The organism is Streptomyces sp. NPDC002156 (assembly GCF_053593675.1).
In genome coordinates, this window is record NZ_JBSFDA010000336.1 from 1 (window position 1) to 3,858 (window position 3,858).

Below are 3,858 nucleotides of genomic sequence, written 5' to 3' on the forward strand. Positions count from 1 at the left end.
GTGGTTCTTCCGCGGTACGCCGCTGCTGGTGCAGCTGATCTTCTGGTTCAACCTGGCCCTTCATGATCATCGCATTGCAGTCTTGTGGCGCGTGTGCCCGGAGCGTCGACAGGGCGAGAAGGTGGGGGCACAGTGAACTCCGTTGCTGCGCAAGCGCTTTCTACTCCTTGCGACTGTCTACGGAGGACCTGTGCATTCCAGTCGACGCCGAAGAACCGGCGCCGTCATCGCCGCGATCCTGACGGCCGGGGCGCTCTCCGCGCCCGCCGGGCATGCGGCCGAGCCCCCGCGCCGGGTGGTCGAGAACCTCGACCGAGGCCTGGTCGCCGTACCGTCCGGAAACGGCACCTTCCTCAGCTGGCGGCTGCTCGGCACCGAGTACGCGCGCCAGGGCAACGCCATCGCCTTCAACGTGTACAAGGGCGGACGCCGCCTCAACACCGCGCCGATCGTCAGGTCCACGACGTACCAGGACAACAGCCGGGGCGCGGGCGCCTACAGTGTCCGGGCGGTCGTCAACGGGCGGGAGTCGCGGCCGAGTTCGGCGCTCACGTTCGACAAGGGGTATGCGGAGATCCCCCTCGCCACCGCCGACGGCTACAGCGTGCAGCACGCCTGGCCCGGCGACCTCGACGGCGACGGGCGCTATGAACTCGTCGTCAGCAGACTCTCCCAAACCCGGGACAGGCCCGACCTGTTGGAGGCGTACGCGCTCACCGGCGAGCGGCTGTGGCGGGTCGATCTCGGCCCCGGTTCCTACACCCAGGTCGGCGGAAACGGCGCCAACGACCCTGCCCCCGCGGCGATCAGCGGTTCCACGGCCATCGGCGGCTACCGCAACGACGACAACGTCACGGTGTACGACCTCGACGGCGACGGCAGGGCCGAGGTGCTGGTGCACACGGCCGACGGCACCACCCTCGCGGACGGTAGCGAGGTCACCGCCAACTCGCCCGCCGAGCAGTTCATTTCGGTGATCGACGGCGCCACGGGAACCGAACGCACCCGTCGGCCCGTGCCCGACGACCTGGTGGCCGACGGCCCGTCCGGCGGCCACTTCGGCATCGCCTATCTCGACGGCGAACACCCCAGCCTCGTAACGAAGTTGGTCACCCGAGTCGGCGCCCGGCGCGGCGCGTTCCGCATCCTCATCCAGAGCTGGGACTTCAACGGCCAGGACTTGACGAGGCGTTGGAAGTACGCGGTCCCGGCGGCGAGCGGCGCGACCAGTTTCCACCAGATCCGGACCGTCGACGTCGACCAGGACGGCCGGGACGAGATCGCCGACGGCAACTACGTGGTCAACAGCGACGGCACGCTCCGGTACGTCGTCGACGGCGCCGGACACGGCGACCGCTTCGACATCGCCGACCTCGATCCCGACCGCCCCGGTCTGGAGGGATTCGCCATCCAGCAGGCCGAGTTGGGTGTCGTACCGAAGTTCCCCTGGTACTACTACGACGCCGACACCGGTGAGCGTCTGGTGACCGGGCAGCACCCGGCGAGCTGGGAGAACGACACCGACATCGACGTCGGCCGGGGCAACGCCGCCGACATCGACCCCGGTCACCCCGGCTACGAGTACTGGACCTCCACCGCCGATGTCACGGCCCCCGGCGCGGGCGTACGCAACGTCCAGGACGGCAAGGTCTCCACGACCACGCCGAGCGTCAACTTCCGAATCTGGTGGGACGGCGACAAGGCGGCCGAACTCCTCGACTACACGCACGTGGAGAAGTGGGACCCGAAGGCGGAGACGAGTACGAGGATCTTCGAGCCGTCCGGGGTCGTCTCCGGCCCGCGCAACGCAACCCCTTTCTACGGCGACCTGATCGGCGACTGGCGCGAGGAGATCCTCGCCGAGACCGCCGACCACACCGCACTGCGCCTCTACACCACCACCGAGCCGACGCGGACGCGCGTCTACACGCTCGCCCAGAACCCCGCGTACCGCCTCGGCTGGACCGTGCGCGGCTATCTCCAGTCGACGTACACGGACTACTACCTCGGCACCGAGACCCGCAGGGTGCCGAAGCCCTCGATCACGACCACCAAGGGAGCTGCCTCGTGACGACCACCCGTAGAGCCTTCGGAGCCCTGGCCGTCGGCGGGGCGCTGGCGGCCCTGGCCCCGGCCGGCCAGGCGAGTGCCTCGCCGGGCCACCACCGCGGACGGCTCATCGCCCGCGACGACTTCCGGCACGGCCTGGGCCAGTGGGCCGCCGAACTCCAGGACGGCGGCAGCGTCACGGCGGCCCGGGGCGTGCTGGAGGTCGACGTACCGAGCGGCGCGACGATCTGGTTCAAGCGGAGGCTGAAAGGGCCGTACGTCATCGAGTACACGGCGACGCCGGTCTCGGCCGGCGGGGTCAACGACCGCGTGTCCGACCTCAACAACTTCTGGAACGCCGTCGACGTCCGCTCCCCGGACGACCTCTTCGCCACCCCTCGGGGCGGCGCCCTCGCGGAGTACGACTACCTCAAGACGTACTACGTCGGCTACGGCGCCAACACCAACACGACGACGCGGCTGCGCCGTTACGTCGGTGAGGCCGGTGTGCGCCCGCTGATCTACGATTACACGGAGCCGCTGCTGGTCCCGAACGAGCCGCATCGGGTGCGGATCGTCTCGGCCGGTTCGACGGTCCGCTGGTGGAACAACGGGCGGCTCGTCTTCGACTACAGCGACCCCGAGCCGTACACGAGTGGGCACTTCGCCTTCCGTACGACGTGGAGCCATTTCCGGATCACCGATTTCAGCGTCCGTGAGCTGCGTCTCCCTATTATTCCGGGTTGACCAATACTTGACGAGTGGCTTATCTCACCGCGAGTCAACCCTTTCCTACGGTCGCGTAGCTCACATCGGTAGGTGAATCATGGACCGATGTGGCAGACGATTCGAAGAATGACAGCAGAGCAGTGATCGGGTCGTACGTGGCGGTGGGGGACAGCTTCACCGAAGGCGTCGGCGACCCCGGCCCCGACGGGGCGTTCGTCGGCTGGGCCGACCGGTTCGCGGTACTGCTCGCGGACCGGCGCCCGGAAGGCGACTTCGACTACACCAACCTCGCGATACGCGGAAGGCTGCTCGACCAGATCGTGGCCGAGCAGCTTCCGCAGGCCAGGGAACAGGCGCCGGACCTGGTCTCCTTCTGTGCGGGCGGCAATGACGTCATCCGGCCCGGCAGCGACCCCGACGAACTCGCCGAGCGCTTCGAGCGGGCGGTCGTCGACCTCACGTCGGCGGTCGGCACGGTCATGGTGACGACGGGATTCGACACCCGTAACGTCCCGGTGCTGAAGCACATGCGCGGCAAGATCGCGACGTACAACGGCCATATCAGGGCCATCGCCGACCGCTACGCCTGTCCGGTGCTCGACTTGTGGTCCCTGAAGACGATTCAGGACCGCAGGGCTTGGGACGGCGACCGGCTGCACCTCTCTCCCGAGGGCCACACGCGCGTGGCGCTGCGCGCGGGCCAGGTCCTCGGCCTGGAGGTCCCGGCCGACCCGGACCAACCTTGGCCCGCGCTGCCGCCCCGAGGCACCTTGGAGATCCGCCGCGACGACGTCCACTGGGCGCGGGAGTACCTGGTGCCGTGGATCGGGCGGCGGCTGCGGGGCGAGTCGTCGGGGGATCATGTGACGGCGAAGGGGAGTCTGTCGCCGGACGACATCAAGAGTCGGATCGATTGGGTTGCGTGAGGGGATCGGTTTAGGGCTTGGGGCGCTGTCTGGGTGCGGGTGCGGGTGTGTGGCCTTCGGTGCCTTTGAGTGCCGGTCCAGGTCATCCCAGCCCGTCCGGCGTTTGAGGACGAGGCCGTTCAGGCCGATAGCGGGGGTCTGGGGGCGGCAGCCC

General features: G+C 68.8%; 3 protein-coding genes. All 3 read left to right on the forward strand.

Annotated elements, in window-relative coordinates; translation table 11 throughout:
• Positions 1–190: 190 nt before the first annotated feature.
• The 3 genes from ACWCRB_RS49360 (at position 191) to ACWCRB_RS49370 (ending at position 3,704) form a co-directional block, all read left to right on the forward strand.
• A complete protein-coding gene (locus ACWCRB_RS49360; RefSeq protein WP_451002305.1) occupies positions 191–2,071 on the forward strand; it encodes a rhamnogalacturonan lyase family protein in 1,881 nt (626 codons plus the stop codon).
• Positions 2,068–2,796: a DUF6250 domain-containing protein gene (locus ACWCRB_RS49365; protein ID WP_451002306.1), complete on the forward strand. Its 729-nt coding sequence runs from the start codon at positions 2,068–2,070 to the stop codon at positions 2,794–2,796. The genes ACWCRB_RS49360 and ACWCRB_RS49365 overlap by 4 nt, the downstream gene beginning before the upstream one ends.
• Positions 2,797–2,918: 122 nt before the next feature.
• The gene (locus ACWCRB_RS49370) at positions 2,919–3,704 is read left to right on the forward strand and encodes an SGNH/GDSL hydrolase family protein (RefSeq protein ID WP_451002307.1); all 786 of its coding nucleotides are present in this window, start codon (positions 2,919–2,921) and stop codon (positions 3,702–3,704) included.
• Positions 3,705–3,858: the final 154 nt, after the last annotated feature.